The organism is Pseudomonas sp. NPDC087185 (assembly GCF_044744955.1).
GTDB lineage: Bacteria > Pseudomonadota > Gammaproteobacteria > Pseudomonadales > Pseudomonadaceae > Aquipseudomonas.
The window spans coordinates 444462-468648 of the sequence record NZ_JBIUZK010000005.1 but is presented as its reverse complement, the minus strand read 5'-3'; the positions used below and the strand labels follow the sequence as shown (position 1 = coordinate 468648).

Sequence of the window (24187 nt, the reverse complement as noted above, 5' to 3'; positions counted from 1 at the left end):
GGGCTAAGCCCTCCCCTGCATCAGGTCATTACTTGACGACGACCTTGCCCTTCATCATCGAGATGTGGCCCGGGAAGGTGCAGAAGAAGCTGTAGTCGCCACCGGCTTCCAGCTTGGAAGTGTCGAACTTCACTTCGGTTTCTTTCTCTGGCGCACCGATCATCGCGGTGTGGGCGATGATGTTGGCGTTGTCTTCCTTCAGGTAGCCCTTGTCGATGCCCTGGCTCATGCCTTCAGTGGCAATGGCCTGCATGTCGGCCGTCTTGCTGATCACCAGGTTGTGGCCCATCACGTTCTTCGGCAGGTTGCCGGAGTGGGTCAGTTTGACGGTGAATTCCTTGCAGCTCTTGTCGACGGTGAATTCCTTGGTGGTATAGGACATCTGGTCCGTCGATTCGACAGTTACCGAGCACTCGGCGGCGAAGACGGAGGCGCTGGCGAGGGTCAGCAGGGATACCGCTACAGCTTTCGCAAACATCATGAATCTCCTTGGCAGGGTTTTATCAATTGCGAGACTGCCTGAAACCGTTAATCCCCTTGCTGATGTGAGTCAAAGGGGGTGTCAAGTGGCCAGCCAGTTGAATTGTTCAATGGATTGTATACAACCAATCTAAGGGCACATCATGCCCTTTTAATAGACGATGGGACAACCTCTCATTTAGGAGCACGTGCAATGTCCCTCTCAAGTTTCATGAACAGCCTGCTCGCCGCCTATGCCCATGGCGCCACCGGCGCCATCTGCGAGTTCTCCCGCCCCGAGTGACAGCGGCCTTGGAACGAGCAGGCATCAGCCTTACCCTGTGCACGCATGTGACTGGAGATGAGCAATGCCTGTACGTTCCGTTTGTGTGTTTTGCGGCGCCAGCATCGGCGCCAACCCCGCCTACCGTGAAGCGGCCATCGCCTTGGGCAAGGCCATCGCCCGCCGCGGCCTGACGCTGGTGTATGGCGGTGGCGCTGTCGGCCTGATGGGCACCGTCGCCGATGCAGCCATGGCAGCGGGTGGCGAAGTGATCGGGATCATCCCGCAAAGCCTGATGAATGCCGAAATTGGCCACAAAGGCCTCAGCCGCCTGGAAGTGGTGGACGGCATGCACGCGCGCAAGGCGCGCATGGCCGAGCTGAGCGACGCCTTCATCGCCCTGCCGGGTGGCCTGGGCACGCTGGAGGAGTTGTTTGAGGTGTGGACCTGGGGCCAGCTGGGGTATCACGCCAAGCCGCTGGGTTTGCTCGATGTGAAGGGTTTCTACGAGAAACTGGGCGGGTTCCTCGACCATATCGTCGAAGAAGGCTTCGTGCGGCCGCAGCATCGGGCGATGTTGCTGCTGGAACAGCAGGCGGATGCGCTGCTGGAGGGGATGGAGCGGTTCGAGGCGCCGGTGCTGCCCAAGTGGGTCGACCAGCAACCTGATTGAAGGCCGACATCCTGAACCGCTTCGCGGCCCATCGCTGGCTTGCCTGCGATGGGCCGCAAAGCGGCCCCCGATATCAGCGCGGAATGACGGGCTGACGCGGCTTCTTACCCTTGCCGCCGCTTTTGGCTGCTTCCTTGCGCTCCTTGGCTGCCTGCTGGTTGCGGGCGAACGCTTCGGCCTTGGCCTTCTCGCGTTTGTCCCACGGCTGGCTGCCATCGCTGGCACGCGGCGGCAGGCCGGTGTGCTGGGTGAGGATCTTCTGCTCCTTGCCCACCTTGTGGCTGCCGGCCGGGGTCGAGTTCTTGCGCCGGGCACTCTGGTAGCTGTCGGTCTGCGGCTGGTGCAGCGGGATCAGCTGGTGCTTGCCCGGGCCGATCAGGTCGGCACGGCCCATGCGCTCCAACGCTTCACGCAGCATTGGCCAGCCTTTCGGGTCGTGGTAGCGCAAGAACGCCTTGTGCAGGCGGCGCTGCTCGTCGCTCTTGACGATCTCCACGCCTTCGCTCTTGTAGGTGACCTTGCGCAGCGGGTTCTTGCCCGAATGGTACATCGCCGTGGCCGAGGCCATAGGCGATGGGTAGAACGCCTGCACCTGGTCGGCGCGGAAGCCATTTCCCTTCAGCCACAGGGCCAGGTTCATCATGTCTTCGTCGGTGGTGCCCGGGTGCGCGGCGATGAAGTACGGGATCAGGTACTGTTCCTTGCCCGCTTCTTTCGAGAACTTCTCGAACATGCGCTTGAAGCGGTCGTAGGTGCCGATACCCGGCTTCATCATCTTGTCCAGCGGGCCACGCTCGGTGTGCTCCGGGGCAATCTTGAGGTAGCCGCCCACGTGGTGGGTAACCAGCTCCTTGACGTACTCCGGCGATTCCACCGCCAGGTCGTAACGCAGACCCGAGGCGATCAGGATCTTCTTCACACCTGGCAGGGCACGAGCCTTGCGATACAGCTCGATGAGCGAGCTGTGGTCGGTGTTGAGGTTCTCGCAGATGCCCGGGAACACGCACGACGGCTTGCGGCAGTGCTTCTCGATGTCGTGGCTCTTGCAGGCGATACGGTACATGTTGGCGGTCGGGCCGCCCAGGTCGGAAACCACGCCGGTAAAGCCCGGCACCTTGTCACGCATCTCTTCGATTTCGTGCAGGATCGACTCGTGCGAACGGTTCTGGATGATCCGGCCTTCGTGCTCGGTGATCGAGCAGAAGGTGCAGCCGCCGAAGCAGCCACGCATGATGTTCACCGAGAAGCGGATCATCTCGTAGGCCGGGATGCGCTCCTTGCCGTAGGCCGGGTGCGGAATACGGGCGTAGGGCATGCCGAACACGTAGTCCATCTCTTCGGTGGTCATGGGGATGGGTGGCGGGTTGAACCACACATCCACTTCGCCATGCTTCTGCACCAGGGCACGGGCGTTACCCGGGTTGGTTTCCAGGTGCAGCACGCGGTTGGCGTGGGCGTAGAGCACTGGGTCGTTGCGCACCTTCTCGAACGATGGCAGGCGAATCACCGACTTTTCGCGGGTCACCGCCGGGCTGTCGAGAATCTGCACCACCTTGGCTTCGTTCGGGTCTTCCACCTCGCCCTTGGCCTGCTCGATGGCGCAGGCCTGGGTGTCCTGGGTGTTGACGTAGGGGTTGATGATCTTGTCGACGCGGCCTGGGCGGTCGATGCGGGTGGAGTCGATCTCGTACCAGCCCTCTGGCGTGTCACGACGCACGAACGCGGTGCCGCGCACATCGGTGATCTTCTCGATGCTCTCACCTTGGGACAGGCGCTGGGCCACCTCGACGATCGCCCGCTCGGCGTTGCCGTACAGCAGAATGTCGGCGCTGGCGTCGATCAGGATCGAGTGGCGCACCTTGTCCTGCCAGTAATCGTAGTGAGCGATGCGGCGCAGCGAAGCCTCGATGCCACCGAGCACGATCGGCACGTGCTTGTAGGCTTCCTTGCAGCGCTGGCTATACACCAGGCTGGCGCGGTCCGGGCGTTTGCCGGCCATGCCGCCAGGGGTGTAGGCGTCGTCGGAGCGGATTTTTTTGTCCGCGGTATAGCGGTTGATCATCGAGTCCATGTTGCCCGCCGCGACACCGAAGAACAGGTTCGGCTCGCCCAGCTTCATGAAGTCGTCTTTCGACTGCCAGTTCGGCTGGGCAATGATACCCACTCGGAAGCCCTGGGCTTCCAGCAGGCGGCCGATGATGGCCATGCCGAACGACGCGTGGTCGACGTAGGCGTCACCGGTCACGATGATGATGTCGCAGGAATCCCAGCCGAGCAGATCCATCTCCTCCCTGCTCATCGGCAGGAAAGGTGCTGGCCCGAAGCATTCGGCCCAGTACTTGGGATAGTCGTAGAGTGGTTTGGCTGCTTGCATGTCAGTGACCGGTTTTGGTGTTCAGGGAAATCGCGGGCGCGGAATATAGCACAAATTTTGACCAAATCCGACGATGGTTGTCGGATTCATCAGGGGCCTCAGCCAGCCGTTACTCGTCGTCGTCGAAGTTGTACATGCCCGGCGCGAGGTTCTCGAAGCGGGTGTACTTGCCGATGAACGCCAAGCGAATGAAGCCGATGGGGCCGTTACGCTGCTTGCCGATGATGATCTCGGCAACGCCCTTGTGCTCGGTCTCCGGGTGGTACACCTCGTCCCGGTAGACGAACATGATCACGTCGGCGTCCTGCTCGATTGCACCGGATTCACGCAAGTCGGAGTTCACCGGGCGCTTGTTCGGCCGCTGTTCGAGGGAGCGGTTGAGCTGCGAAAGGGCAATGACCGGGCAGTTGAATTCCTTGGCCAGCGCCTTGAGCGAGCGGGAGATCTCGGAAATTTCGTTGGTGCGGTTGTCACCGGCCGAACCTGGGATCTGCATCAGCTGCAGGTAGTCGACCATGATCATGCCGATTTCGCCGTGCTCACGCGCGAGGCGGCGGGTACGGGCGCGCATTTCCGAGGGGCTGATGCCGGCGGTATCGTCGATGAACAGCTTGCGGTCGTTGAGCAGGTTGACCGCCGAGGTCAGGCGCGGCCAGTCGTCGTCGTCCAGCTGGCCGGAACGCACCTTGGTCTGGTCGATACGGCCCAGCGACGAGAGCATACGCATGATCAGCGATTCGCCTGGCATCTCGAGGGAGAACACCAGCACCGCCTTGTCGGTACGCAGCACGGCGTTTTCAACCAGGTTCATGGCGAAGGTGGTCTTGCCCATCGACGGACGGCCGGCGACGATGATCAGGTCGGCAGCCTGCAGGCCGCTGGTCTTCTCGTCCAGGTCGGTATAACCGGTGGAAACACCGGTGATGTCGCTGTCGGAGTTGAACAGCGTGTCGATGCGGTCGATGGCCTTGGTCAACAGCTCGTTGACGCCAACCGGGCCGCCGGTCTTCGGCCGCGCCTCGGCGATCTGGAAGATCTGCCGCTCGGCGTCGTCGAGGATCTCTTCGGCGTTGCGCCCTTGCGGGTTGAAGGCGTTGTCGGCGATGTCGGTGCTGATGCTGATCAGCTGGCGCAACGTGGCCCGCTCGCGAATGATCGCGGCGTAGGCCTTGATGTTGGCCACCGACGGCGTGTTCTTGGCCAGTTCCGCCAAGTACGCCAGGCCGCCAACCTGGGTCGACAGGCCTTCCTTGTCCAGTTGCTCGTGCAGGGTGACGACGTCGAACGGCTGGTTGGCGTCGGCCAGCTTGTGCACGGCACGGAAGATCAGACGGTGGTCATGCCGATAGAAATCGCCATCCGATACCTGATCCAGCACCCGCTCCCAGGCGTTGTTGTCCAGCATCAGGCCACCGAGCACGGCCTGTTCGGCCTCGATGGAATGCGGCGGCACCTTCAGGGCAGCGGTTTGCAGGTCGAGTTGTTCGGGGTTGGTGATCTCGTTCATGGCCACGACAGAATTCTGGAGGATGAAAAAGACAAAGGGCACGGCCTGTAAAGTACAGGACCGTGCCCGATGTTAACCGGCATGCCCGCCAGGGGCCAGCCAGTCAGCGCAGCTTAGGCAGCTACGACGACCACACGTACGGTGGCTTCAACGTCGCTGTGCAGGTGCACGGCTACGTCGTATTCGCCAACCTGACGGATGGTGCCGTTCGGCAGACGAACTTCAGCCTTGGCCACTTCAACGCCGGAGGCGGTCAGGGCGTCAGCGATGTCGTGGGTGCCGATCGAACCGAACAGCTTGCCTTCGTCGCCAGCGGTGGCAGTGATGGTCACTTCCAGCTCGGCCAGTTGGGCAGCGCGGCTTTCAGCCGACGATTTACGGTCAGCTGCTGCTTTTTCCAGCTCGGCGCGACGCTCTTCGAACGCAGCCAGGTTGGCGGCGTTGGCAACGGTGGCCTTGCCGAATGGCAGCAGGAAGTTACGGCCGTAACCAGCCTTAACTTTAACTTTGTCGCCCAGGTTGCCCAGGTTAGCGACTTTTTCCAGCAGGATCAGTTCCATTTGGTAAAACCTCTTAACTTTTAACCTTCACCGTTCGCGGAATCATCCCCCTGAGGGGATTTGCGACCGCGAAAATCAATCAGGCTGTCGACAATGGCCAGGACCACGAGCAACGGATAAATCAGCTGCATTATCAGCGGCAGCGTCACGTACATGCCGACCAGCCAGAAACCGGCCAGTCGCCCTTGTGCCACCAGCCCATGCATCAAGGCGATGCCGGCCAGAACGAGCACCAGGCTGGACGCGGAAGCCAGGACGATGAACTGCGGGCCGATGAACGGGCCCAACACCATCGCGGCAACCAGAGCCAGCATGACTGCCCGCGGCAACTTCAGGGCGCGGAATTCGCGACCGAAGCCTCCAGGGTTGTACAACGCTGCTTGCCAATAACGCGCCAGCATCAAAGCCAGCACGCTGAACAACTGCAGCATCACCGCTGTGGAAGCGACCAGCACAGGGCCGATCAGCTCACCGGGAATGACTGGCTTGCCTTCGACTTGCGGCAGCGCTTCGGAAAGCGCCTTGGCCAACACCTCGAAGGTTTCGCGCAGCACCGTGTCCAGGATGAGGCTGTAGACCAACCCCAACACAACGCTGGACAACAACACCCGGCTCCAGGAATGCCCGGCACGCAGCAAGGCGGCCAGCCCCAGCGTCCCCAAGAGCACCAGCAAGGTACTCGGATCGCCGAAGCTCCAGATCACCAGCGCTGGCACAAGGCCGATGGCGATGATCAGTGAAGCGTCCTTGAACCCGCGCCGCAGCAGCACAAGGCTGCCGGCAGCGGCACTCAACCAGAACAGCAGCGGTAATACCGCACTCACGACCACCACCAGGGTGGCCTGCACACGACCGCGCATGATGAAATCAGCCAACGCTCGCATGCTTATCCCTTACTTCTTGTCGACGACCCGGTCTCAGCGGCCGTGGCTGTCGGTGTAGGGCAGCAGGGCCAGGAAGCGGGCGCGCTTGATAGCGGTAGCCAGCTGACGCTGATAACGAGCTTTGGTACCGGTGATACGGCTTGGAACGATCTTGCCGGTTTCGGATACGTAAGCTTTCAGGGTGTTGAGATCTTTGAAGTCGATCTCTTTCACGTCTTCAGCAGTGAAGCGGCAGAATTTACGACGACGGAAGAAACGTGCCATGTAATAGGCTCCTCAAAAGGTCCGTGGATTACTCGTCAGCGTTATCGCTGGAGTCGCTGTCATTGCTGTCATCGCCTTCGGCGGAGTCAGAATGCTCAGGACGCTCACGACGCTCACGGCGCTCGCTGCGGTTCTCTTCTGCCTTGAGCATCTCGGACTGACCGGTTACGGCTTCGTCGCGACGGATGACCAGGTTACGGATCACGGCATCGTTGTAGCGGAAGTTGTCTTCCAGCTCGGCCAGGGCCTTGCCGGTGCACTCAACGTTCAGCATCACGTAGTGAGCCTTGTGAACATTGTTGATTGCGTAGGCCAGTTGACGACGGCCCCAGTCTTCCAGGCGGTGGATTTTGCCACCATCTTCTTCGATCAGCTTGGTGTAACGCTCAACCATGCCGCCGACTTGCTCGCTCTGGTCCGGGTGAACCAGAAAGATGATTTCGTAATGACGCATGAATGCTCCTTACGGGTTAGTAGTCTGCCAGGATGCTGGTCAGACAAGGAGTGAATGACACTGTATGTCTTGCCATGGAGGGGAGGCACATAAGCGCCTGCCAGCTCGGCAAGGGGCGCAATTGTAGAGAAGGCGGGGCGGACAAGCAAGGTGATTGGCGATTATTTGAACAGCCAGAAACACTTTAATATCTGCTCCTGCCCCATCGCCGGCAAGCCGGCTCCCACAGGTTAACCACTATCCGTGAAAGGCTGCAGGGTACTTGTGGGAGCCGGCTTGCCAGCGATGGGGCCTGTGCAGGCGAAAAGTCAGCGCTTGGCCTGACGCTGGCGCACAGCCTCGAACAGGCAAACGCCGGTCGCCACCGAAACGTTCAGACTGCTGACGCTACCCGACATCGGCAACTTCACCAGGAAATCGCAATGCTCGCGGGTCAGCCGGCGCATGCCCTTGCCTTCCGCGCCCATGATCATCACCAGTGGCCCGGTCAGGTCCTGCTGGTAGATTTCCTGCTCGGCCTCACCGGCCGTGCCGACCACCCACAGCCCACGCTGCTGGAGTTTTTCCAGGGTGCGGGCGAGGTTAGTCACGGCCACCAGCGGGATCACTTCCGCGGCACCGCAGGCCACCTTGCGCACCACCGGCGTCAGGGTCGCCGACTTGTCCTTGGGCACCACCACCGCCGTGGCACCGGCCGCATCGGCGGTACGCAGGCAGGCGCCGAGGTTGTGCGGGTCGGTGACACCGTCCAATACCAAAATCAGCGGCGGCGTCTCGGTGCGCTCGAGCAATTCCTCGAGCATCAACTCACCCCACACCTGGCTCGGGCTGACCTCGGCCACCACGCCCTGGTGCACGCCCTCGACCCAGGCATCCAGCTCACGGCGCTCGGCCTGGCCTACTTGCACGCGGTTTTCCGCGGCCAGTGCCAGCAACGCCTGGATGCGTGGCTCGCTGCGCCCTTCCGACAGCCAGATCTGCTTGACCCGCTTAGGATGGTGCTGCAGCAGCGCCTGCACGGCGTGCACGCCGTAGATCTTTTCCAGCTGACTCATGACTTGTTCTTGCTCTTGCGTGGCGCGCCGGACTTCGGCGGGCCTTTACGGTGCTTGGTCGGTTTGCCGCTGGCAGGCTTGCTGCCCTTGTCCGACTTGCTGCTGGTGCTGCCACCCTTGCGGGCGTCGGTCATCAGCGCCTTCTTCATTTCGCGGCTTTTGCGCACTTCGGCGTTACGCTGCACGGCGTCTTTCGGGAAGTACGCTTCGGCGGTTTCGCCCTTGCGGCTGCGCGGCTTCGGCGTGGCCTTGGCCTCCGTCACCGGTTGCTGCTCGGCTTTTTCGGCAGCCGGTGCGGCGCCACGGCCCTTGCGACCAATCGGGGCGGCGAGCTGCTGCTCGGACACCTCGAAATCGATCTTGCGCTCGTCCAGGTCGACACGCATGACCTTCACCTCGATGGTGTCGCCCAGGCGGAAACTGCGCCCGGTACGCTCACCCGACAAGCGGTGATGCACCGGATCGAAGTGGTAGTAGTCACCCGGCAGCGCACTGACGTGCACCAGGCCTTCGACATAGATGTCGGTCAGCTCGACGAACAGCCCGAAGCCGGTGACCGCGGTGATCACACCCGGGAAGGTTTCGCCCACGCGGTCCTTCATGAACTCGCACTTGAGCCAGTTGACCACGTCACGGGTGGCTTCGTCGGCACGGCGCTCGGTCATCGAGCACTGCTCGCCGAGCTGGTCGAGGGTGTTGACGTCGTACGGGTAGATACGCGCCTTGGGGATGCTCATGGCGCCGGCGCGCTTGACGTGCGGGGTATCGACCTTGGACCGGATGATGCTGCGGATGGCGCGGTGCACCAGCAGGTCCGGGTAACGGCGGATCGGCGAGGTGAAGTGGGTGTACGCCTCGTAGTTCAAGCCGAAGTGGCCGTTGTTGTCGGTGCTGTACACCGCCTGGCTCAGCGAGCGCAGCATCACGGTCTGGATCAGGTGGAAGTCCGGGCGCCCGGCAATGCTCGCCAGCAGCGCCTGGTAGTCCTTCGGAGAAGGGTCCTTGCCCTTGTGCAGGCTGAGGCCCAGCTCGCCAAGGAAAGCACGCAGCTTTTCCAGGCGCTCCGGTGGCGGGCCGTCGTGCACACGGTACAGCGCCGGCACACCGTGCTTGTGCAGGAACTCGGCGGTGGCGACGTTGGCCGCCAGCATGCATTCCTCGATCAGCTTGTGGGCATCGTTACGCACGGTCGGGCGAATTTCCGCGATCTTGCGCTGATCACCGAAAATGATGCGGGTTTCCTGCGTTTCGAAGTCGATCGCGCCACGGGCGTGACGGGCTTCGACCAGCACCTTGTACAGGTTGTACAGGTTCTTCAGGTCCGGCAGGACTTCCTTGTACTCCTCGCGCAGCGCCTTGCCTTCGCGGGTGCGAGAGTGCTCTAGCATGCTGCTGACCTTGTTGTAGGTCAGGCGCGCGTGGGAGTGGATCACCCCTTCGTAGAACTGGTAGTCGACCATCTGGCCGGCTTTGTTCATGGTCATTTCGCAGACCATGGCCAGGCGATCGACGTGTGGGTTCAGCGAGCACAGGCCATTGGACAGCTCCTCGGGGAGCATCGGCACAACGCGCTCGGGGAAGTACACCGAGTTACCGCGCTGCTGGGCTTCCACGTCCAGGGCCGAACCCAGGCGCACATAGCTGGACACGTCGGCGATGGCCACGTAGAGGCGCCAGCCGCCCGAGAACATGCGCAGCTTGCCCAGCGGTTCGCAATAGACAGCGTCGTCGAAGTCGCGAGCATCCTCGCCGTCGATGGTGACGAACGGCAGGTGGCGCAGGTCGACGCGCTTCTCCTTGTCCTTCTCTTCGACTTCGGAGCGGAACTTGCGCGCTTCCTTGATCACGTCCTGCGGCCAGACGTGCGGAATATCATAGCTGCGCAGGGCGACATCGATTTCCATGCCCGGCGCCATGTAGTTGCCGATCACCTCGACCACATCACCCTGCGGCTGGAAGCGCGGGGTGGGCCAGTGGGTGATCTTGATCTCAACAAACTGGCCGATCTTGGCGCCGCCGTTGCGGCCCGCAGTCACCAGCACTTCCTGCTGGATCTTCGGGTTGTCCGGCGTCACGTAGCCGATGCCGCCTTCTTCGAAGTAGCGGCCGACAATGCTTTCGTGGGCGCGGGAGATGACTTCGACCAGCACGCCTTCACGACGGCCACGGCGGTCGGTACCGGACACCCGCGCCAGGGCGCGGTCACCGTCGAACACCAGGCGCATCTGCGATGGGCTGAGGAACAGGTCATCGCTGCCGTCGTCGGGAATAAGGAAACCGAAGCCGTCGCGGTGCCCGGAGACGCGGCCACAGATCAGGTCCAGCTTATCTACCGGGGCATAGGTGCCGCGCCGGGTATAAATAAGCTGGCCGTCACGCTCCATGGCACGCAGGCGACGACGCAAGGCTTCGATCTGGTCTTCTTCATAAAGACCGAACTCGGCCGCCAGCTCCTCACGCGCGGCCGGTTCGCCACGGTCGGCGAGGCGCTGGAGGATCAGCTCACGGCTGGGGATAGGGTTGTCGTATTTTTCCGCTTCGCGAGCGGCCTCGGGATCGAGGGATTGCCAATCGGCCATCAGAAGGGGTTCACCTTGGGGTATATAGATATGAATTCTGGCATAGGCCTATTGAAACCGGAAATGGCAGGCTTGGACAGCCCCAGCAGCACGTCCGGCGAACGGCAATAGGCGTGTGGAATCAACAAGTTGAATTTTTTGAAATTTTTTTTGATTGGGGGCTTTACAGCCCTCGGGAGCGTCCGTATAGTGCGCACCACAACGACGGACAACCCCGAAGTTGTAGTAGAGATGAACGGCGCTGTAAAGCATCTTGTAATCTCGAATGTGTGCCCAGGTGGCGGAATTGGTAGACGCGCTGGTTTCAGGTATCAGTGACCGCAAGGTCGTGGAAGTTCGAGTCTTCTCCTGGGCACCAAGTATTTCAAGTAACAGATGACCAAGGATCTGTTACTACTGTGTGAAAGCGAACGATAGTCGCCTTCATCAGACGATGTAAAGCTTTGCCCAGGTGGCGGAATTGGTAGACGCGCTGGTTTCAGGTATCAGTGACCGCAAGGTCGTGGAAGTTCGAGTCTTCTCCTGGGCACCATATAAAAACCCACTAGCTTGCTAGTGGGTTTTTTCTTGCCTGCGATTCTGTATCGCCCTCCCCTGCATGGCGGCCAATCGACAATGGTCTGACCATGAATTTCTCGTCACTCGGCCACTTGAGAAACGATTTCGTTTACCATTGTTTCCAAATATGTAGCCGTAAGCGAGGAAGTACCCGCATGACGATCCGTCCGCAACCGCTGATGCGCACCCTGGCCGCCGCTGTTCTGAGCCTGGTGATTGGCGCTCCGGCCGCCATGGCAGACGACCCGGTCAGCCTGACCATGTATAACGGTCAGCACAAGGAAATCGGCGAAGCCATCGCCAAGGCCTACGAGGCCAAGACCGGTATCCATATCAATATCCGCAAAGGCAGCAGCAACCAGCTGGCCAGCCAGATCATCGAGGAAGGCGAGCGCTCGCCTGCCGACATCATCTATACCGAAGAATCGCCGCCGCTGAACAACCTGGGTGAGCTGGGCCTGCTGGCGAAAATCGACGACGCCACGCTGAACATGCTGCCCAAGGAATACGTTGCCGCCAACGGCACCTGGATGGGCGTCACGGCGCGCACCCGCGTGGTGGTATTCAACCCGAAGAAGATCGACGAAAAAGACCTGCCGCAATCGGTCATGGACTTCGCCAACCCCGAGTGGGACGGCAAGGTCGGCTTCGTGCCGACCAGCGGAGCGTTCCAGGAACAGGCCGTGGCCATCCTCAAGATGCACGGGCGTGATGCTGCCGAAGAGTGGCTGACCGGCCTGAAAGCCTTCGGCAAGACCTACACCAACAATATGGTCGCACTGAAGGCCGTGGAAAAAGGCGAAGTTGCTGCCGTGCTGGTGAACAACTACTACTGGTACGCCCTGGAGCGTGAGCGCGGCAAGCTGGATTCCAAGCTGTACTACCTGGCCGATGGCGATGCCGGCGGCCTGGTGACCATCTCCGGCGCCGCGGCGGTCAAGGCCAGCAAGCATCCAAAGGAAGCGCAGGCCCTGCTTAACTGGATGGCCAGCGAAGAAGGCCAGCGCGTGATCACCCAGACCACCGCCGAGTACCCGCTGCACAAGGGCATGGTCTCCGACCGCGGCCTGAAACCCTTCGAAGAGCTGCGCCCGCCGAAAATCTCACCAGCCGACCTGGGCAATGCCGAAGAAGCGCTGGAGCTTGAACGCGAGGTCGGTTTGCTCTGATGACCGCCGCCCTGTCCGAGCCGGTGCCGGTACGCTTCGTACCGCGCCGCAAGCGCCCCTCCATCTGGGTGGTGCTGCCTGTGCTGTTCCTGGTGGCGATGAGCCTGCTGCCGCTGCTGTACGTTGCCATGAAAGCCTGGGAGGCCGGCTGGCGTGAAGCCTTGCACCTGCTTTGGCGCCCGTTCGTCTGGGGCCTGATGCGCAACACCCTGATGCTGATGGTCGGGGTGACGGCGGCCTGCATGGTAGTCGGCTTGGCGTTGGCCTGGCTGCTGGAACGCAGCAATCTCCCAGGCCGCCGCCTGTGGGGCGTGGTGCTGTGCCTGCCCTTTGCCGTGCCGTCGTTTGTCAGCAGCTTCACCTGGGTGTCGCTGAGCTCGGACTTCGAAGGCCTGGGCGGGGCGATCCTGGTCATGGCCCTCTCCAAGTACCCGCTGATCTTCCTGCCGGTGGCCGCCACCCTGCGCAACCTCGACACTTCGCTAGAAGAGTCGGCGCGCACGCTGGGCTGCAGCCGCTGGGGCGTATTCACCAAGGTCACCCTGCCGCTGCTGTGGCCGTCGATGCTCGGCGGCGCACTGCTGATTGCCCTGCACATGCTGGTGGAGTTCGGCGCCCTGTCGATTCTCGGCCTGCAGACCTTCACCACGGCCATCTACCAGCAGTTCGAGCTGGAGTTCAGCAACGCCAATGCCGCCATGCTGTCGGCGGTACTGCTGGCGCTGTGCCTGGCGATGCTCTGGCTGGAACTGAAGGTGCGCGGCAAAGCCCGCCATGTGCGCATTGGCCAGGGCGTGGCGCGCCGTGCGCAGCCGGTACGCCTCGGTGCCTGGATGCCGCTGGCACAGTTATTTTGCCTAGGCCTGGCAATTCTCGGCAGCGGCACTCCACTGGCCATGCTCGGCTACTGGCTAAGCGTAGGGTCTTCGGCGGCATTCCCAGTGGCGGCGATCAGCAAGGCACTGCTCACCTCGCTGTCGGTATCACTGGGCGGCGCGGGCTTCTGCGTGCTGCTGGCGCTGCCGGTGAGCTTCCTGGTGGTGCGCTATAAAGGCCGCCTGGCGATCTGGGCCGAGCGCCTGCCGTACCTGCTGCATGCCCTGCCCGGCCTGGTGATCGCACTGACGCTGGTGGTGTTCGCATTGCACTACGTGCCAGCCCTGTACCAGACCACCGCCCTGTTGCTGCTGGCCTACGCGCTGCTGTTCCTGCCACTGGCCCAGGCGCCGGTGCGCACGGCGCTGAACAAGGCTTCGCCGACCCTCGAAGAAGCCGCCCGCACACTGGGTGCCAGCAGCTTTGCGGCGTTCTGCCGGGTGACCCTGCCGATCATCTTCCCGGCCCTGGCCGCTGCCTTCGCCTTGGTGTTCCTGGACGCCATGAAGGAGCTGACCGCCACCCTGCTGCTCAGCCCGACCGGCATGACCACCCTGGCCACCGAGGTCTGGGCGCATACCGCCAACGTCGAGTTCGCCGCAGCGGCGCCGTATGCGGCGTTGTTGATCGTGGTGTCGGGGTTGCCGGTGTATCTCTTGACTACGCGCATGTACCTGAACAAGGCGTGACACTCTTGCCGGGCTAAACCGCTCCCACACCCGCTGTGCGAGCGGCCAGCCCTGCCCGCATCACGATCAAGCCCTGAACTGCCCCAAGCTCGCCCGCAATTGCGCCGCCAGGTCATCCAGCACCTTGCTGCTGGCCGTGGTCTGCATCACCACCTCGGCAGAGCGCTCGGCCTGGGCATGGATGGTCTCCACCCGCCCGCGCACCGCCTGCGCCCCCTGCGCCTGCTGCTCGGCTGCCCGGGTAGCCAGGCCGATTGCCGCATGCACCTGCTCCACCGCGGCCTGCACAGACTGCTGCCGGCGCTCGTTATCGCGCAGTACCGAAAGCCCTTCACTGGCCTTCAGACCCGCCTGGCCGATGGTGGCCACCGCCTCCTTGGCGCCTTTCTGCAGCGCCGCGATATGCGCCTGGATATCACCGGTCGAGCTTTGCGTCTTGCTCGCCAGCGCCCGCACCTCGTCAGCCACCACGGCAAAACCACGGCCGGTTTCGCCAGCACGCGCCGCCTCGATGGCGGCGTTGAGCGCCAGCAGGTTGGTCTGTTCGGCGATACCGTGGATCACGGTCAGCACCACCTCGATCTGCTCGCTCTGCCGGGCCAGACGCTCGATCACCTGGGAGCCAGTTTCGACCTGGCCGGCGAGGTTCTCGATCATGCCGGCCAGTTGCGTTGAAGCCCGGCTGTTTTCATCGGTGGCCTGACGGATGTCGACCACCTGCTGCAGTGCCGCCTGCATGGCATGGCTTTCGGCCTGGGCCTCATCAGCCATGCTCGACAGGTCGCGCAGGCTGGCCGCCACTTCATCGCGCTGCAGTGCTGCAGCGGCATCGGCGCCGGCATTGCGCTGTGTCATGGTGCCGATTTCGACACCGGTACGCTGCGCCACTTCGCCCGCCTCGCGGACAATCGGCTGCAGCTTGTCGACGAACCGGTTGACCGCCGAGGCCATGTCGCCAATCTCGTCGCGGCTGTCCAGGTTGACGCGCTTGGTCAGGTCGCCTTCACCGGCAGCCAGGTCGTTGAGCGCAGCAATCAGCAGGCGCAACTTGCTGAGCACCCGACGGCCCAATACCACGGCCACCACCAGCAACACGCCCAGGCCGACCAGCACAAGGCCCAGGCCGATGCGCCAGCGCAGCTCTGCGGCAGCATCGCGCACGGTTTGCGCGGTGTTGGCCTGCATGGCGGTGGCGCTGGCCTGTGCAGTTTCCAGCCGTTCACGCAGCGCCTTGCCGCTGTCCGCTGCCGCGGCGCCAAGGCTGTCACCCACCAGTTGTTCGCCGCTGGCGATCAAAGCATTGAAGCGCTGATCCAGCGCCTTGAGCTCCTGATCGACACCGGCGGTGGAAACGCCCATCAATACTTTGCCGATTTCCGCGCCATTGGGGTTGATCGAAGCCTCGACGAAATACACCGACGGGTCGCGGCGAGCGGCGTCCAGCACCTTGTCCAGCGCCCGCTCACCCTGACCTTTTTCCATCAGGGCCTGGTTGATCGGGTTCTGCCGGTTCAGGTAACGGGTCAAGTGCTGGCCCTGGGCGTCGTCGTAGATCACGAACAATACGTTGGGGTTGCGCTGGGCTCGCCGGGCGAAGTCGGACAGCACGGGCACGTCGTTGTCCCAGATCGCCCGGGGCGCGACCGAGGCCAGCAGTTCGGCCATGTCGTTGGCCGAGTCCTTGAGGTTCTTTTCCAGTGTCGCTCGCAGCTGCTGCTGCTCGCTTTGCAGGCGCTCGGAAAGGCCAGCACTGAGGCGATGGCGGGTGCTGCTGGAGAGGCTGTCGAGGCCGGAACGGACGTCCTGCCCAGCTTGCTCAAGCTCGCTGGCAAGCTTGCGGCTGTCGCTGCCCAGGCGCTCGCCGAGGTCGGCCTCAAGGGCAGTGACCGTGCTTCGGGTCAGCGCAACCGCAACCAGTACCTGCACCAAAAGGGCGATACCCAAGGCAACAAACACAGGCCGCAACAGGCGGCTTCGTAACAGTGAGAGGATGGCAGACACGGTGAAACCCTCGTGCTTTCTGGCGCCACTATTTTGATGGCATCTACAGAAACTTCTTACAGCAAGGGTTGTGCCGGGCACAGCAGGTATAAACGCCAAGATCCAGCAATGCTGGCTTGGCAAACTGCACAGACAAAAACGCCGCGCCCCCTTTCAGGAGCGCGGCGTCAGATCAGCCTGGAGGGCAGATCAGGCGAACGGGTGACGCAGCACGATGGTCTCGTTGCGGTCCGGGCCGGTCGAGATGATGTCGATCGGCGCGCCAACCAGCTCCTCGATGCGCTTGATGTAAGCGCGAGCAGCAGCTGGCAAGGCGTCCAGGGACTTGGCGCCCACGGTCGACTCGCTCCAGCCCGGCATCGTTTCGTACACCGGCTCCAGGCCGATGTAGCTGTCGGCGTCGGACGGTGCGTCATTGACCGCGCCGTTTGCGTCCTTGTAGCCAACACAGATGTTGATGGTTTCCATGCCGTCCAGCACGTCCAGCTTGGTCAGGCAGATGCCCGAGATGCTGTTGACGTCGATGGCGCGACGCAGGATGACGGCATCGAACCAGCCGCAACGACGGGCACGGCCCGTGGTGGAACCGAACTCGTGGCCACGCTTGGCCAGGCCAGCACCGGTCTCGTCGAACAGTTCGGTCGGGAATGGACCGGAACCCACGCGAGTGGTGTAGGCCTTGGTGATACCGAGGATGTAGTCCAGGTACATCGGGCCAACGCCGGAACCGGTGGAGATACCGCCAGCAGTGGTGTTGGAGCTGGTGACGTACGGGTAGGTACCGTGGTCGATGTCCAGAAGCGAGCCTTGGGCGCCTTCGAACATGATGTCCTTGCCAGCGCGACGCAGGTTGTGCAGCTCGGCGGTGACGTCGAGCATCATCGGCTTGAGCAGCTCGGCGTATTCCATGCACTCGTCCAGGGTCTTCTGGAAGTCGATGGCCGGCTCTTTGTAGTAGTTCACCAGCTGGAAGTTGTGGTAATCCAGCAGCTCACCCAGTTTGGCGGCGAAGCGCTCACGGTGGAACAGATCACCGATACGCAGGCCACGGCGGGCGACTTTGTCTTCGTACGCGGGGCCGATACCACGGCCAGTGGTGCCGATCTTGGCTTCGCCACGGGCTTTCTCGCGGGCCTGGTCCAGGGCCACGTGGTACGACAGGATCAGCGGCGCAGCCGGGCTGATGCGCAGGCGCTCGCGCACCGGTACGCCCTTCTCTTCCAGCTTGGTGATTTCACGCATCAGGGCATCTGGAGCAACGACCACGCCGTTGCCGATCAGGCACTGAACGCCTTCACGCAGGATGCCGGACGGAATCAGGTGCAGAACGGTTTTTTCACCGTTGATCACCAGGGTGTGACCCGCGTTGTGGCCACCCTGGTAGCGCACTACGGCGGCAGCATGTTCGGTCAGCAGATCAACGATCTTGCCTTTGCCCTCATCACCCCACTGGGTGCCCAGGACGACGACATTCTTACCCATTACATTGGTCCTCATTCACGCAAACTTGGTTGCCGGCCTACTGCCGACGCAGAAACTCAATGGGTCAGCGGCAGAACCTGCCAGCGCCCGTCTTGCTGAATCAATTGCCGATCACAATCCGCCTCGAGAGCAGCACTCAACGGCTGGCCAGGCAGAGCCTGGACCACACGCTGGCCCTCGTTGCGCAACTGGCAGACCTGCTGCCAGAGGGCCGCGTCACCACTGTCGGGCATCCAGATGCCGCCAGTTGGCAATACGACCTCCGCTCGCCCCAGTGTGACCAGGGTCTTCAAATCCGTGGAGAAACCGGTGGCCGGGCGAGCCCGGCCGAAATCTGCACCGATGTCGTCGTAGCGACCACCTTGGGCGATCGACTGACCTTCGCCGGGAACGAACACGGCAAACACCACACCGGTGTGGTAGTTGTAGCCGCGCAGCTCGCCGAGGTCGAAATACAGCGGCAGGTCCGGGTAGCGCGACGCCAGGCGATCGGCGATCGCCAGCAGGTCGTCCAGCGCCGCCAGCACGCTGGCCGGGGCACGGCCCAGGCGCACACGGGCTTCGGCCAGCACTTCACGGCCACCGCACAGCTCGACCAGGGCGCGCAGCATGTTGCCCAGGTCTTTCGGCAGGTCGGCGGTCAGCGCCTGCACTTCATCCACCGACTTGCGCTGCAGGGCGTCGAACAGCTGTTGCTCGACCGCACCCGACAGGCCGGCGGCGCGCGCCAGGCCGCGGTAGATACCGACATGGCCGAGGTCCATGTGCACATCGGCAACATCGGTCAATTGCAGCGTCGCGAGCATCAGGCTGATGACTTCGACATCGCTGGTGGGGCTGGCATCGCCATACAGCTCGGCACCCAGCTGGATCGGGCTGCGCGAGGTGGACAGTGCACGCGGCTGGGCATGCAGCACGCTGCCGGCGTAGCACAGGCGGCTCGGGCCTTCGCGGCGCAGGGTGTGGGCGTCGATGCGCGCCACCTGCGGGGTGAAGTCGGCGCGGAAGCCCATCAGGCGACCGGACTGCGGGTCGACCACCTTGAAGGTGCGCTGATCCAGGTCCTGGCCGGCGCCGGTGAGCAGCGACTCCAGGTACTCGATATGCGGGGTGACGACCAGCTCGTAGCCCCAACTCTGGAACAGGTCCAACACCTGGCGGCGCGCGATCTCGATGCGCGCAGCCTCAGGTGGCAGTACTTCCTCGATGCCATCTGGCAGCAGCCAGCGGTCTACCGTTGCCATTACGCCATTTCCCCTCTGGTCCGGGCGGCTTGCCAGCAGGCGAGCCGTCAGTGAAGCAGGCATCGGCGCACAGCAGCGGGCAGCACTGATCCCAGCGCAGCCACCGTACCCAATACCCTCGAATTGCCTTGCGATCTGACCAAACCGTCAACTGGCCGTTTGCCAATCAACCATGCAGACGCAAAAAAGCCGGGAAATTTCCCGGCTGCCGCATCATACACCCCTTTTGATTCAGGATGCACCCCGCCTGGAATTTTAGCTGCCAGGCGGGGTAATCCCTCGTCAGGGCATCAGGGCTTGCTCTTGTCCAGGAAGCGGAAGAACTCGTTCTTCGGATCCAGGACCAGCACGTCGCTCTTGCTGGAGAAGCTTTCGCGGTATGCCTGCAGGCTACGGTAGAACGCATAGAAATCGGCGTCCTGGGTGTAGGCCTTGGCATAGATGGACGCCGACTGTGCGTCGCCATCACCACGGGTTTCTTCAGCTTCACGATAGGCTTCGGCCAGCAGTACGCGACGCTGACGGTCGGCATCGGCACGGATACCCTCGGCCAGTTCGTTACCCTTGGCGCGATGCTCGCGGGCTTCACGCTCACGCTCGGTGCTCATGCGGTCGAACACGCTGCGGTTGACTTCCTTCGGCAGGTCGATGGCCTTGACGCGAACGTCGACCACTTCGATACCCAGCTCCTTGTTGGCCATGCGGTTCAGCGAAGCGGTGATGTCAGCCATCAACGCGTCACGCTCACCGGACACCACTTCGTGCAGGGTACGTTTACCGAACTGGTCACGCAGGCCACTTTCCAGGCGACGCGACAGACGCTCGTCGGCGATCTGCTTCATGCCGGAGGTAGCCGTGTAGAAACGCTCGGCATCCTTGACGCGCCACTTGGCGTAGGCGTCGACCATCACGGCCTTTTTCTCCAGGGTCAGGAACCGCTGGGTCGGGGCGTCGAGGGTCATCAGGCGGGCGTCGAACTTGCGTACCTGGTTCACATACGGAACCTTCACATGCAGGCCTGGCTGAACATCCGCCTGGACCACACGGCCGAATTGCAGCAGTACCGCGCGTTCGGTCTGGGCCACGATGTAGAAGCTGTTCCAGGCCACGACGCCCAGCACGACAGCGGCGATCAGGGCGATCAGCGATTTATTGCTCATCAGCGGCTCTCCCTAGTACGCAACTGCTGCTGTTGCTGTTGCAGGTCCTGCGCCGCGCGTGCGGCTGCATCGTTGGCCGATGGCGACACGCTGCTGGCCGGTGCCGAAGTGTTGCGGCTGCCTTCGACCATCTTGTCCAGTGGCAGGTAGAGCAGGTTGTTCTGCCCGTCCTTGGTTGCCACCATGACTTTGCTGGTATTGCTGTAAACCGCCTGCATGGTCTCCAGGTACAGGCGCTGACGTGTCACGTCAGGTGCCTTGCGGTACTCGGCGACCAGCTTGGTGAAGCGGTCCGCCTCACCCTTGGCGCGGGCAATGACTTCGTCGCGGTAACCGTTGGCGTCCTCGATGATGCGCTGGGCCTGACCACGGGCTTCCGGCACCACGCCATTGGCGTAGGACTCGGCCTGGTTGCGGGCACGCTGCTCGTCTTCGCGGGCACGGATCACGTCGTCGAAGGCTTCCTGCACTTCACGCGGGGCTGCCGCGCTCTGTACGTTGACCTGGGTGACGGTGATGCCGGTACGGTAGTTGTCGAGGAAGCGCTGCAGGCGTTCGCGGATGTCCACAGCCATCTGCTCACGGCCTTCGGTCAACACCTGGTCCATCGAGGTGGAACCCACCACGTGGCGCAGGGCGCTGTCGGTCGCATGTTGCAGGCTGACTTCCGGCTGGTCGACGTTGAGCACGAAGTCCTGCAGGTTGCTGATCTTGTACTGAACGGTCAGTGGCACTTCGACGATGTTCTCGTCTTCGGTGAGCATCTGGCCCTGCTTGGTGTAGGCACGCTCACGCGTGACGTTTTCCATGTACTTGCGATCGATTGGCGGGAAGTAGATGTTCAGGCCAGGACCGACCGTCTCATAGTACTTGCCGAAGCGCAGCACCACAGCCTGCTCCTGCTCGTCGACCACGTACACGGCGCTGTACAGCCAGATGGCAGCCAGTACCGCCAGGCCGATGCCCAGCAGGCCGTAGCCACCGCCCTTGCCGACATTGCGGTCACCGCCGCCACGTTTCTTGCTGCCGAACATGCCGTTCAGGCTGTCCTGCAGTTTGCGGAAGGCCTCGTCCAGATCCGGCGGGCCTTTTTTATCGCCACCACCACCGCCGCCGCCACGGCGACCGCCCCAGGGATCCTGATTGTTCGAGTTGCCACCCGGCTCGTTCCAAGCCATAGCGCTCTCCATCTGATAAAGCAAAGACGCGCCCACGGCGCGCCGTCCAATGCTACAGAATGCCTGCCACTGCTGCCCGACGACCTCGGCGGGCATTTATTGCAAAGTGTGTTGCTCGACAAACACTTGCGGCTCCATGCCTTCGCGGCTGACCAGGCGATTCAATTCGACCATGGGCAGTCGCACACTCAGCAGGCTGCGCCCTTCTTCGTCATGCGCTTCACTCTGCACGGCACCCAGGGCAAAGAATTGCGCGCGCAAGCGGGCAAAACGCTGCTCCAGGCACAGGGTACCGACAAACAGATCATCCCCCAGCAACTCGGCAATCGCCTGACCGACCAGCTCCAGGCCACGTCCATCTCGTGCCGATACCCAGACCCGCTCCGGCTTGCCGTCGGCGTTGCGCTGGATCTGCGGTTCGACATCTTCGAGCAGGTCGAGTTTGTTATAGACCTCAAGGATCGGCAAGCCTTCTGCACCGATCTCGGTCAATACTGCCAGCACCTGCTCGATCTGCTCCATGCGCTCGGGCTCATGGGCGTCGATCACATGCAACAGCAGGTCGGAGTTGCTCGACTCTTCGAGCGTAGCCCGAAATGCCTCGACCAGCTTGTGCGGCAGGTGGCGAATGAAGCCTACGGTGTCGGCCAGCACGATGGGCCCAAGGTCGTTGAGCTCGAGCCGGCGCAGGGTCGGGTCGAGGGTGGCGAACAATTGGTCGGCGGCGTAGACCTCGGATTGGGTCAAGGCGTTGAACAGCGTGGACTTGCCGGCGTTGGTGTAGCCCACCAGCGATACCGAAGGGATATCCGCACGGCGACGGCCACGGCGAGCCTGCTCACGCTGACTGCGGACCTTCTCCAGGCGTGACTTGATCTGACGCAGGCGTACCCGCAGCAGGCGACGGTCGGTTTCCAGCTGAGTTTCACCCGGGCCGCGCATGCCGATACCACCCTTCTGACGCTCAAGGTGGGTCCAGCCGCGCACCAGCCGCGTGCTCATGTGCTCCAGCTGGGCCAGTTCGACCTGCAGCTTGCCTTCATGGGTACGCGCCCGTTGGGCGAAGATGTCGAGGATCAGCCCGGTACGGTCGAGCACGCGACACTCGAAGACACGTTCGAGGTTACGTTCCTGACTGGGCGTGAGGGTGTGATTGAAAATCACCAGGTCTACCTGTTCGGCTTTGACCAGGTCGCGCAGTTCCTCGACCTTGCCGCTGCCAATCAGGTATTTGGCGGTAGGCTGATGCCTTGCCACCGTGACCAGCGAAACGATGTCGGCGCCGGCCGACAATGCCAGCTCCTGAAACTCCTGCGGGTCTTCGCGCGCCTCAGGGTTCTGACCTTCCAAGTGAACGAGCAATGCCCGCTCACCACCACCGTGGCGCTCAAAGAACAATGCAGGCTCCTATCAGGCGTTGCCTGGCTCGCTGTCGCCGTGTTCGGAATCGGACGGGCTTGGCAGGCGAACCGGACGGGCAGGAACCACGGTCGAAATCGCGTGTTTGTAGACCATCTGGCTGACAGTGTTCTTCAGCAGTACGACGAACTGGTCGAACGATTCGATCGAACCCTGCAGCTTGATCCCGTTGACCAGATAGATCGAAACCGGGACCTTTTCTTTTCTCAAGGTGTTCAAGTAAGGGTCTTGTAGCGAATGCCCTTTTGACATATGCCGCACTCCTGTAAGGATCAATAGTAGAAAATCAAAGAAATCGATAAGTTAGGCCGCCCCTTCGGAAGAATAGACGGCAATCAGCAGGGACTCAGCTCAATATGGAGACGGTTCCCAGGTATTTCAAGGTGCGGGACAGATTGTCGCAGGCCAGGCTGTCGAGCCAGTGCACGTCGGACCAACCGCGCAACCAGGTGAACTGCCGCTTGGCCAGCTGGCGAGTGGCAATGATACCGCGTTCTCGCATCTCATTCTCAGTCAGCTTGCCATCGAGGTAATCCCAGACCTGCCGATACCCCACTGCCCGTATAGACGGCAGCCCGGCGTGCAAGTCACTTCTGGCTCGCAGCGATCGGACCTCGTCAACGAAGCCCTGTTCCAGCATTTGCGAAAATCGTAACGCAATTCGCTGATGCAAAATGTGACGATCTGTAGGAGCAATCGCCAAACTCGCGACAGTATAGGGCAAATGCCCGCCAGCGCCTGCGTCTGCGCCGCTACTTTCCGCGAATTGACGCTGGCGATGGGCTGTCATGCTCTCCCCGCTCACCCGATAGACTTCCAGCGCGCGGATCAGCCGCTGCGGATCATTGGGGTGAATGCGCGCGGCCGACACCGGGTCTACTTCAGCCAGCTGCCGGTGCAGCTCGGCCAGCCCCAGCGCCTCGGCCTGGGCCTCAAGTTCGGCGCGCACGGCGGCATCAGCCGCCGGCATGTCGGCCAGGCCGTCGATCAGCGCCTTGTAATACAGCATGGTGCCGCCGACCAGCAGCGGAATCTTGCCGCGCGCGGTGATGTCGGCCATGGCCTCCAGGGCGTCGGCGCGAAATTGCGCAGCCGAGTAGCTTTCGGCCGGGTCACGGATGTCGATCAACCGGTGAGGGTGGGCCGCCAATACCTCCTTGGAGGGTTTGGCGCTACCGATGTCCATGCCCCGGTAAACCAGGGCCGAGTCGACGCTGATCAGCTCGCATGGCAGGACGTTGGTCAGCTCGATGGCCAGGTCGGTCTTGCCGGCCGCCGTCGGGCCCATGAGGAATATTGCTGGGGGCTTGCCGCTCATG

20 protein-coding genes, 2 tRNA genes and 1 pseudogene are annotated in these 24187 nt (G+C 62.4%); 5 read left to right on the top strand and 18 right to left on the bottom strand.

Features of this window, described 5'->3' with window-relative positions:
* Positions 1–28: 28 nt before the first annotated feature.
* Positions 29–478, bottom strand: coding sequence for an azurin (azu, locus tag ACIPIJ_RS19715; RefSeq protein WP_401079684.1), 450 nt, complete (start codon positions 476–478; stop codon positions 29–31).
* Positions 479–827: 349 nt separating this feature from the next.
* Here azu and ACIPIJ_RS19710 point away from each other — a divergent pair, with 349 nt between their 5' ends.
* Entirely contained in the window at positions 828–1415 is a 588-nt protein-coding gene (locus ACIPIJ_RS19710) for a TIGR00730 family Rossman fold protein (protein ID WP_401079682.1), read from the top strand.
* 73 nt (positions 1416–1488) lie between these two features.
* Here ACIPIJ_RS19710 and ACIPIJ_RS19705 read toward each other — a convergent pair whose 3' ends face one another.
* The 8 genes from ACIPIJ_RS19705 to rnr form a co-directional block, all read right to left on the bottom strand.
* Positions 1489–3789 (bottom strand): YgiQ family radical SAM protein, encoded by a 2301-nt coding sequence (locus ACIPIJ_RS19705; protein ID WP_401079680.1) that lies wholly within the window; start codon positions 3787–3789, stop codon positions 1489–1491.
* A 109-nt stretch (positions 3790–3898) separates the two neighbouring features.
* Positions 3899–5296 carry a replicative DNA helicase gene (gene dnaB / locus ACIPIJ_RS19700; RefSeq protein ID WP_401079678.1) on the bottom strand — a complete coding sequence of 466 codons (1398 nt, stop codon included), beginning with the start codon at positions 5294–5296 and terminating at the stop codon, positions 3899–3901.
* A gap of 113 nt (positions 5297–5409) precedes the next feature.
* The gene (gene rplI / locus ACIPIJ_RS19695) at positions 5410–5856 is read right to left on the bottom strand and encodes a 50S ribosomal protein L9 (protein WP_012316464.1); all 447 of its coding nucleotides are present in this window, start codon (positions 5854–5856) and stop codon (positions 5410–5412) included.
* 20 nt (positions 5857–5876) lie between these two features.
* A complete protein-coding gene (locus ACIPIJ_RS19690; RefSeq protein WP_401079676.1) occupies positions 5877–6740 on the bottom strand; it encodes a hypothetical protein in 864 nt (287 codons plus the stop codon).
* Between the two features lie 33 nt (positions 6741–6773).
* Positions 6774–7004 (bottom strand): 30S ribosomal protein S18, encoded by a 231-nt coding sequence (gene rpsR, locus ACIPIJ_RS19685; RefSeq protein WP_003249563.1) that lies wholly within the window; start codon positions 7002–7004, stop codon positions 6774–6776.
* Between the two features lie 28 nt (positions 7005–7032).
* Positions 7033–7458: a 30S ribosomal protein S6 gene (gene rpsF, locus ACIPIJ_RS19680; protein WP_033701800.1), complete on the bottom strand. Its 426-nt coding sequence runs from the start codon at positions 7456–7458 to the stop codon at positions 7033–7035.
* Between the two features lie 308 nt (positions 7459–7766).
* Positions 7767–8513: a 23S rRNA (guanosine(2251)-2'-O)-methyltransferase RlmB gene (gene rlmB, locus ACIPIJ_RS19675; RefSeq protein WP_012316466.1), complete on the bottom strand. Its 747-nt coding sequence runs from the start codon at positions 8511–8513 to the stop codon at positions 7767–7769.
* Positions 8510–11092: a ribonuclease R gene (gene rnr, locus ACIPIJ_RS19670; RefSeq protein ID WP_401079674.1), complete on the bottom strand. Its 2583-nt coding sequence runs from the start codon at positions 11090–11092 to the stop codon at positions 8510–8512. Before rnr ends, rlmB begins: the two co-directional genes overlap by 4 nt.
* A 271-nt stretch (positions 11093–11363) precedes the next feature.
* On the opposite strand from rnr, the gene ACIPIJ_RS19665 reads away from it, so the two are divergent.
* The 4 genes from ACIPIJ_RS19665 to ACIPIJ_RS19650 all read left to right on the top strand — a co-directional run bounded on the left by ACIPIJ_RS19665 (position 11364) and on the right by ACIPIJ_RS19650 (position 14384).
* A tRNA-Leu gene (locus ACIPIJ_RS19665) sits at positions 11364–11450 on the top strand.
* 87 nt (positions 11451–11537) lie between these two features.
* Positions 11538–11624 (top strand) — tRNA-Leu (locus ACIPIJ_RS19660).
* Between the two features lie 181 nt (positions 11625–11805).
* Entirely contained in the window at positions 11806–12819 is a 1014-nt protein-coding gene (locus ACIPIJ_RS19655; RefSeq protein WP_401079672.1) for an extracellular solute-binding protein, read from the top strand.
* A complete protein-coding gene (locus tag ACIPIJ_RS19650) occupies positions 12819–14384 on the top strand; it encodes an ABC transporter permease (protein WP_401079670.1) in 1566 nt (521 codons plus the stop codon). The genes ACIPIJ_RS19655 and ACIPIJ_RS19650 overlap by 1 nt, the downstream gene beginning before the upstream one ends.
* Before the next feature lie 66 nt (positions 14385–14450).
* Here ACIPIJ_RS19650 and ACIPIJ_RS19645 read toward each other — a convergent pair whose 3' ends face one another.
* The 9 genes and pseudogenes from ACIPIJ_RS19645 to miaA form a co-directional block, all read right to left on the bottom strand.
* A complete protein-coding gene (locus ACIPIJ_RS19645) occupies positions 14451–15155 on the bottom strand; it encodes a methyl-accepting chemotaxis protein (protein ID WP_401079865.1) in 705 nt (234 codons plus the stop codon).
* Positions 15156–15356: 201 nt separating this feature from the next.
* Positions 15357–15569: pseudogene (locus tag ACIPIJ_RS19640) on the bottom strand (methyl-accepting chemotaxis protein); the annotation flags it as partial.
* A gap of 1005 nt (positions 15570–16574) precedes the next feature.
* A complete protein-coding gene (locus tag ACIPIJ_RS19635; protein ID WP_401079668.1) occupies positions 16575–17867 on the bottom strand; it encodes an adenylosuccinate synthase in 1293 nt (430 codons plus the stop codon).
* A 56-nt stretch (positions 17868–17923) separates the two neighbouring features.
* A complete protein-coding gene (locus ACIPIJ_RS19630; protein ID WP_264311363.1) occupies positions 17924–19111 on the bottom strand; it encodes an ATP phosphoribosyltransferase regulatory subunit in 1188 nt (395 codons plus the stop codon).
* A 290-nt stretch (positions 19112–19401) separates the two neighbouring features.
* Positions 19402–20271 (bottom strand): protease modulator HflC, encoded by an 870-nt coding sequence (gene hflC / locus ACIPIJ_RS19625; protein ID WP_401079666.1) that lies wholly within the window; start codon positions 20269–20271, stop codon positions 19402–19404.
* Positions 20271–21449: an FtsH protease activity modulator HflK gene (gene hflK / locus ACIPIJ_RS19620; protein WP_401079664.1), complete on the bottom strand. Its 1179-nt coding sequence runs from the start codon at positions 21447–21449 to the stop codon at positions 20271–20273. The genes hflC and hflK overlap by 1 nt, the downstream gene beginning before the upstream one ends.
* Before the next feature lie 96 nt (positions 21450–21545).
* Complete coding sequence (gene hflX / locus ACIPIJ_RS19615) at positions 21546–22847, bottom strand: ribosome rescue GTPase HflX (protein ID WP_401079662.1); 1302 nt, start codon at positions 22845–22847, stop codon at positions 21546–21548.
* A gap of 12 nt (positions 22848–22859) precedes the next feature.
* Positions 22860–23120 carry an RNA chaperone Hfq gene (gene hfq / locus ACIPIJ_RS19610; protein WP_003258160.1) on the bottom strand — a complete coding sequence of 87 codons (261 nt, stop codon included), beginning with the start codon at positions 23118–23120 and terminating at the stop codon, positions 22860–22862.
* Positions 23121–23214: 94 nt separating this feature from the next.
* Positions 23215–24186 (bottom strand): tRNA (adenosine(37)-N6)-dimethylallyltransferase MiaA, encoded by a 972-nt coding sequence (gene miaA / locus ACIPIJ_RS19605; RefSeq protein ID WP_401079660.1) that lies wholly within the window; start codon positions 24184–24186, stop codon positions 23215–23217.
* Position 24187: the final 1 nt, after the last annotated feature.